The 6,724-nt window shown below is 60.2% G+C and carries 11 protein-coding genes; 3 read left to right on the forward strand and 8 right to left on the reverse strand.

Features of this window, described 5'->3' with window-relative positions:
- Nucleotides 1-70 precede the first annotated feature (70 nt).
- The 6 genes from ABEI27_RS10615 to ABEI27_RS10640 form a co-directional block, all read right to left on the reverse strand.
- Entirely contained in the window at nucleotides 71-340 is a 270-nt protein-coding gene (locus ABEI27_RS10615; protein ID WP_375799390.1) for a winged helix-turn-helix transcriptional regulator, read from the reverse strand.
- 118 nt (nucleotides 341-458) lie between these two features.
- Complete coding sequence (locus tag ABEI27_RS10620; protein ID WP_375799380.1) at nucleotides 459-752, reverse strand: winged helix-turn-helix transcriptional regulator; 294 nt, start codon at nucleotides 750-752, stop codon at nucleotides 459-461.
- A 78-nt stretch (nucleotides 753-830) separates the two neighbouring features.
- Nucleotides 831-1,094, reverse strand: coding sequence for a hypothetical protein (locus ABEI27_RS10625; RefSeq protein WP_375799381.1), 264 nt, complete (start codon nucleotides 1,092-1,094; stop codon nucleotides 831-833).
- Between the two features lie 154 nt (nucleotides 1,095-1,248).
- The gene (locus ABEI27_RS10630; protein ID WP_375799382.1) at nucleotides 1,249-1,599 is read right to left on the reverse strand and encodes a DUF5802 family protein; all 351 of its coding nucleotides are present in this window, start codon (nucleotides 1,597-1,599) and stop codon (nucleotides 1,249-1,251) included.
- 95 nt (nucleotides 1,600-1,694) lie between these two features.
- On the reverse strand, nucleotides 1,695-1,988 hold the full coding sequence (locus tag ABEI27_RS10635; protein ID WP_375799383.1) for a hypothetical protein: 294 nt from the start codon (nucleotides 1,986-1,988) through the stop codon (nucleotides 1,695-1,697).
- Nucleotides 1,978-3,030, reverse strand: coding sequence for a zinc-binding dehydrogenase (locus ABEI27_RS10640; RefSeq protein ID WP_375799384.1), 1,053 nt, complete (start codon nucleotides 3,028-3,030; stop codon nucleotides 1,978-1,980). The genes ABEI27_RS10635 and ABEI27_RS10640 overlap by 11 nt, the downstream gene beginning before the upstream one ends.
- Before the next feature lie 112 nt (nucleotides 3,031-3,142).
- On the opposite strand from ABEI27_RS10640, the gene dnaJ reads away from it, so the two are divergent.
- A complete protein-coding gene (dnaJ, locus tag ABEI27_RS10645; RefSeq protein WP_375799385.1) occupies nucleotides 3,143-4,309 on the forward strand; it encodes a molecular chaperone DnaJ in 1,167 nt (388 codons plus the stop codon).
- A gap of 150 nt (nucleotides 4,310-4,459) precedes the next feature.
- Here dnaJ and ABEI27_RS10650 read toward each other — a convergent pair whose 3' ends face one another.
- Nucleotides 4,460-4,609, reverse strand: a complete 150-nt coding sequence (locus tag ABEI27_RS10650) for a hypothetical protein (protein WP_375799386.1) — start codon at nucleotides 4,607-4,609, stop codon at nucleotides 4,460-4,462.
- A gap of 388 nt (nucleotides 4,610-4,997) precedes the next feature.
- Between ABEI27_RS10650 and ABEI27_RS10655 the strand changes: the two genes are divergently transcribed.
- Both ABEI27_RS10655 and ABEI27_RS10660 read left to right on the forward strand, forming a co-directional pair.
- Nucleotides 4,998-5,411, forward strand: a complete 414-nt coding sequence (locus tag ABEI27_RS10655) for a hypothetical protein (RefSeq protein ID WP_375799387.1) — start codon at nucleotides 4,998-5,000, stop codon at nucleotides 5,409-5,411.
- Nucleotides 5,412-6,001: 590 nt separating this feature from the next.
- The gene (locus ABEI27_RS10660) at nucleotides 6,002-6,193 is read left to right on the forward strand and encodes a hypothetical protein (RefSeq protein WP_375799388.1); all 192 of its coding nucleotides are present in this window, start codon (nucleotides 6,002-6,004) and stop codon (nucleotides 6,191-6,193) included.
- Between the two features lie 228 nt (nucleotides 6,194-6,421).
- Here ABEI27_RS10660 and ABEI27_RS10665 read toward each other — a convergent pair.
- On the reverse strand, nucleotides 6,422-6,724 hold a 303-nt coding region (locus ABEI27_RS10665), incomplete at its 5' end, for a sensor histidine kinase (protein WP_375799389.1).

Here is a 6,724-nt window from a genome sequence, read left to right on the forward strand (position 1 = left end):
ATCGCTCTCGCGTCTCCGGCTCGCACACACCGAGACGCCGCCGGGGTACGGTGAAATATCTAACAAGGAATCAGTCGATAAAATCGTCGATATCGACCGAATTAGCCCCCTCTTCGTGTCCTTCAATGAGTTTTCTCCCGTCCTCGGACAGTTCGTACAGTCCGCTGTTCGGCGCAGGTCCAACCCGTTCGACGAGACCGTGATCAGCCAACGCGGACAGACGCGTGTTCACATACGACCGGTTTTTTTCGAGTGACACAGAGATGTTCACCGCGTTGTTCCGGCCGCTTTCCGCGAGGAATCGTAAGATTTCGAGGTCTGTTGGCTTTACAAGTCCCATAATCCTCCTGCCCGAGCGTATACCGATAGTATACACTATAGATATAAAAAAATGGGTATCAGCCAACCTTGCGAAACGTAAGTCGCCGCAGCGGCGCCAACGGGCGCAGAACAACCAGTTACGCGTTGGCTTCGAGCGAGCTCTCTATCTCTTCGACGAACGTCTCTCTGTCACGCGAGTACACGTCGCGATGTTGGAGCACCGCTCGTCCCTTGTCGGTGATCTCGTAGAGGCCACTGTTCGGCGCGGGGCCGACACGTTCGATGAGTCCGTAGTCGTGGAGCACCGGCAAACGCGTGTTGACGTACGACCGGTTCTTGTCCAGTCGGTGTGCGAGATTGACCGCGTTGTTCCGCCGCCCGTCGGCGAGTGCGGAGAGAATCTCGAAGTCCGTCGGTTCGACGAGCTTCATACTAGCGGTGTAGTCCAGAGGTAGATAAAAGTCTTCTGAGTCAGTATCTTATCTGATAATCGACCTACATAAGGGGCATTACTCTAAGGTCTCAATTGCCGCCCGTGCCGCGTAGAGGTCCTCAATCAGACGTTCGTGTTCCTCAATCATCGTATCCAGCTGCGACTCTGATTCGGCGTAGTTCGGATGACCCTCGAGGTAGTATCGTTTCAGTATATACTGTTCAAGAACGCGCATTCCTCGTTGGTTCGCGCTGATGAGTGAGTCGACCGCTGTCCATTCTAGATCTTCGGGCTCCCCCTCCCATCCAGGTCCGAAGTCTACGGAGTCTCCCTGCATCATATCTACCTATGTCAATGGCACTACTAATAAGCAATCCAAGATTCCTCACTACTACCGAGATAAATAAACTACGAACCACTTGCAAACAATTTACCCCCGAGCAGTCGGCTGAATTGTCGCGCGGAAAGGCATAATTTTGTGAACGTCATTCCCCTCACGCCACGGTCTCGTCGTCACCGAACCGATAGCCCGAGTATCGAAGGAGTTCAGCGGCGCGATCGGGCTTTGCGAGGAGGACGCCGCGCTCGCCGGGCAGATCGTCGTCCGGGACTGAGTCGGGGACAGCGAGCGTGCCGGAGGGGATCTCGTCGTCCCCGAGGACCGGAATGTGCCCGTTGTCGAGTTTCATCACGAGCGGCGCGTCGACGCGGAAGAGCCCGTCGTCGCCGTAGAGTTGCTCGTTCACCTGCTCGTGTTCCGCCCGTTGAATCGCTGGCACGTCGCGGTCGGAGGGTTCGACGTACAGTCGGCCCAGGTAGTAACTCTTAGAGAACGGTCCAAACATCTGTGCGAGAGTGTCTCACACACACAAGAGCATAAATCTTTCCGGAAACGTTCAACTCGAAGCGCAATCAGGTGATTCGGCGCCCGGCAGTGCGGTCACCCCTCGTCGTCGGTGCGACCGGCCGCGGTCATCGCCCAGACGGCCGTGAGTCCGAGTGCTGCGGCAGGAAGCAGTGGAAGAACCAGCAGCGACGCAATGTAGGGAATACCGACTGCCGAGAGGATTCCCGGCCGGACGTAGATGATTCCCGGCACGACGAGCAGACAGACGACGAGCACAGCGATCAGCACCCAGCCCCGAAAGCCGAAGCCGTCGCCTCCGGTGCCCGCGTCGCTCTCGGCGTCGACTCCGTCGGGTCGGTGGACGTATCCCTCGTCGTCAGCGCTCACTGTCGGGAATTACGACCACCTTACCAAAGCCCTCACGATTCTCAATCATCTCGTGTGCGCGCACAGACTCACTCATCGGGAGCGTCGCGCGGATCCGAGGCTCCAGCGTGCCGTCCCAGACTAGATCCAGCACTTCTTCGGCCTGCTCGGGGGTCGCCATCGTCGATCCGATGACTTCGAGTTGGTTCCAGAAGATCCGGTTGAGCGCCGCTTCGGGGTTCGGTCCCGTGGTCGCACCGCAGGTGACGAATCGTCCGCCCTTCCGAAGACTTTCGAGCGATCCCTCGTAGGTCGCCTCGCCGACGTGGTCGACGACGACATCGACACCGCGGCCGCCGGTGATCCCGTGTACTTCCTCGGCGAACGGCGTGGCTTCGTAGTTGATCAGATGATCCGCACCACAGTCGGCGGCGTACTGCAGTTTCTCGTCGGTTGAGGCGGTCGCGGACACTTCACAACCGGCGTGATCGGCAATCTGGACGGCCGCGTGGCCGACGCCACCCGACGCCCCGTGGACCAGCACGTGCTCGCCTGCGTGGACCGCTGCCCGGTGGATCAGCATCCGCCACGCGGTCTGAAAGACGAGCGTGGCCGACCCGGCGACCTCCCAGGGAACGCCCGCCGGCACCGGAAGCAGATTCGCCGCCGGGACCGCCGCGTACTCCGCGTGGACGCCGCGACTGTGTTCACCGATAATACTGAAATCAGGCGCGAGCGTCGGATCATCGCGCCGTGAGGTGATACTCCCGTCAGTCGGGCCGTCCCCGCCAGTTACTCCGGCGGTGAGCGCGACGCGGTCTCCTGGCTCGAACCGCGTCACGCCGTCGCCCACCTCCTCGACGACCCCGGCCATATCGCTCCCGGGAATGTGTGGGAACTCCAAGTCGAACCCGAGCCCCCGTCTCGTCCAGATGTCGAGATGATTCAGTGCAGCGGCCTTGACATCTACCAGCACCTCGCCGTGGCCGACGTCGGGGACGGGAACCTCGGTGTACTCGACGACGTCGCGGTCGCCGTGCTCACGAAACGTGACGGCTTTCATACCGCGTTTCTCGTTCGGCGGATACAAAAGTATACGACCAAATGTCTCACGCTTCCCGCTCCGCCGACCCGGTTCGTTGAAGTACCTCAACCGATTAGGATTCCCATAACGAATGAGCGAGGACTTCTACGACGTGCTCGGCGTCTCGAGGGACGCGTCCGAGGACGAGATCAAGCAGGCCTACCGGAAGAAGGCCGCGAAGTATCACCCGGACGTCTCCGACGAGGCCGACGCCGAGGAGAAGTTCAAGAAGATCAAGAAGGCCAAGGAGGTCCTCACCGACGACGAGAAGCGCCGGATGTACGACCAACTCGGGCACGACCGCTTCGAGCAGGCCGAAAAACGCGGCGGTGTCGACGGCGGTGGAGGCGGACGCGGTCGCGGCCAGGGGAACCCCTTCGGCGGAATGGGCGGTGGGGGGCAGGGCAGCCCCTTCGAGGACATCTTCAACCAGTTCTTCGGCGGCCGCGGGGGCGGTAATCAAGGGCGCGATCGCCCGCGCCAGGGACAGAACCTCCGGACGCAGGTCTCACTCACCCTCGAAGAGGTCTACGAGGGCGTCGAAAAGCAGTTCACGGTGACCCGGCCGGAACGCTGTTCGAAGTGCAACGGGCGTGGCCACCCCGCGGACGCCGACGTCACCACCTGTCCGGAGTGCAATGGCCGCGGTCAGACGACGACCGTCCGCGACACGCCGCTGGGACGGGTCCAGCAGACCCAGAGTTGCCCGCGGTGTGACGGCTCGGGCGAGACCTTCAGCGAGACCTGTTCGGTCTGTGGCGGCGACGGCGTCACCCGCGAGGAGGCGACGCTTTCGGTCGACATCCCCGCTGGGATCCGCGACGGGCAGACCCTCCGGATGGAAGGCGAAGGCGCGCCGGGCGAGAACGGCGGCCCCAAGGGCGACTTACTGATCGACGTCTCGGTTCGCGACCACGACGCGTTCGAGCGCGACGGCGACGACCTCTACCACCGGCATCCGATCTCGTTCCCAAAAGCGGTGTTTGGTGCCACCGTCGAAGTGCCAACCGTCGACGGCGCGACCGACTTGGAGATCCCCGCAGGCACCCAGAGCGGCGAGGAGTTCCGGATCCGCGGCGAGGGGATGCCCCATCTCCGCGGGCGCGGCCACGGCGACCTCCACGTCCAGGTGCAGGTCGTGACCCCCGACGACCTCAATCAGGAGCAGCAGGAGGCGCTCGAAGCCTTCGCCGAGGCCGGCGGCGAGGACATCGAGATCAGCGAGGGCTTCTTCGAGAAAATCAAGAACTCCTTCTGACGCCCCTCCACGGGCTGTTCTCGCCCACTGGCGAGTGATGTCGATGTGATCCGGTGACCCCTGCCTGTACGAAGCCACCCTATGAGGGTGCGCCGCCTCTCACAGTGTCAAAAAATGGATATTTACGACGGGTCGCCCCATAACATACGACTACTCGTCGTCACGCGCTTCTGGGAGTCGGGCGCGGTCGTCAACGAATTTCTCGCACGTGAGACAGTACTCTTTCTCCTCTTTGAGGTCGCCGGGTTCGATGATCGCAAGTCGACTCTTCGTCTCGTCTCCGCACGTTGGACAGGACACAAAGACATTTGATTGCAAATAAAATAAAATCTGGCGGCTGAGACCGATCTGTTTCGCTGTGCCACTGTATAGACCGTGCTATCGGTACCGAGGTCTGATCAACCCGTCTTGATACGACAAATGTCCGTCGCCCTGCGCTCACCACACCGACAGATCACGATCGATCGCACGAATCAGCGTGGATATAGTAGCGGTTGCAAGTCTGCGCTCACTCGATCACACGACTGCGTGTGATCGGCTGTGCAATCAGTTGCACACGCTACTATAACTGATCGACGAGTTCGGGCTCTCTCCCCGTGTTCAGCGACACTTAGCAGCCGATTTCTCAGTCGCTCTGCGTGTCAGTGTCTGACGATCACTTTTATCCTTCCAGAACGACCCGGTAGATATGAGTGAAGAAACAGCAGACGCAGGTACAGACTCACAGATATCCAGCGATTCTGACAGCACCGCTCCCGATACGAAAGCCTCTGATGAGTCTCCGCTGACGATCGCGCTGCCCGATGGGAGTGAGAGCGTTTCTGATGCGATTATTGCCCACCGCGAGATGCTCACCGAACCGCGTGATCACGGCCTGGCGACCGATCAGGACATCACCCACCTCTCGGAGGCGGTGGAAGGCCTTTCGACGGACATCGAGGAACTCAGTCGTCAGCACGACGAGGAGCGACCGGCGATCACCGAGTTGCAGAACGTCGTCGAGCAACAGCAACAGCAGATTCGGGAACTGCAGTCGATGGTCACTTCGCTCGCGGAGATTCTGGGGACTGAAACGGAGTGGCGGACCTTCGACGACTCGTAGGTGATTCTCTCACGGGACTGCAGCCGTCGCAACGTACGGATCAGGCCCTCCCTCCCCGTTGGGAGCCGCGTCGACGGTCGAGCCCTCAGTCCCGTCCCGGGTCCACGGTCGCTCTCGTCGGTTCCGCCCCCGTCCGGACTGCAGTCCGAACGGTTATGTCTATCTGGAGTCGAAGGAACCAAATGGCACCCGCTACCTCCAACTCCGAGCGACAAACGCCCGACAAGGTGACGCTCTACTGTCCGGAATGCAGTCACGAAAGTCGAATCAACGGCGACTGGATCATTCGCGTACTCGCTGATTCTCTCATCTATGAGTACCCGAACTGCGGAGCGGTGCTCAACTCCCGTCGCGATCAAAAAGCGTTGACTGAAACGAACGGTGGGGCGCTCCACTTCGCCGAGAGTGATAGTAGCGTTTGCACGTCTTCGCTCACTCGATCGCACGACTGCGTGCGATCTGCTGTGCAATCAATTGCACACGCTACTATAGCACGCAGAACCCCCATAGGTGGGACTCTATCTATCACGGTTAGTAGGCCTGGTTAGACAAGCACGGAAATTATGCATTTTGTATACCATTTGCTCGGTATGGATGAGATCCTCAACGAGGTAACGAACACGATCCACAAACAGGAACCCGGCAACTCAGCACTCACAACTCCCTGCGGAGTCACGAACAACCTATCAGAGGACCGGTTACAGCAGACCGCAATCGAACAACTCGACACGACAACGATCACGAAATGCGGCCGGTGTTTCGACGACGGCGGTGGCTACTGAGCTGGTCACGCCGGCCAGAGTCCGCTCTCCGAACTCCACTCAGCACTGCAATACCGACTGCTTCCTGAGATCTCACTCTGTCTCTCACAATCTACGTACGACATAGTTCATCCACCGCAGCGAGTGGACGAGCCATCTTCCAGCGTGTTCCCCGCGTCTCATCGTCGGGACGCGCTATCTCCAGTCCACTGCTGTCGAATTGGTCACTGAACTCTCCGTGTGCAGGCCTCAGTTGAGCAGGTCGATTTCGGTTATCTCGAACCGCGCCCCACCGGTCTGTGCGTCGGTCGCGACGATATCCCACCCGTGTGCGTTGACGATGGTTCGGACGACCGAGAGGCCGTATCCGTGCCCGTCCTCTCGCGTGGTGAACCCGTGATCGAAGACGTGTTCTTTGTCCTCCTCGGGCATCCCCGGCCCGTCGTCCTCGATAAAAAAGCCGCCCTCCAGCCGGCCGACGCGAACCGTTACGTCGTTCCCACCGTGTTCGACGGCGTTCCCGAAGAGATTCTCGAACAGTTCACAGAGCCT

This window comes from Halobellus sp. (assembly GCF_042218505.1).
GTDB lineage: Archaea > Halobacteriota > Halobacteria > Halobacteriales > Haloferacaceae > Haloquadratum.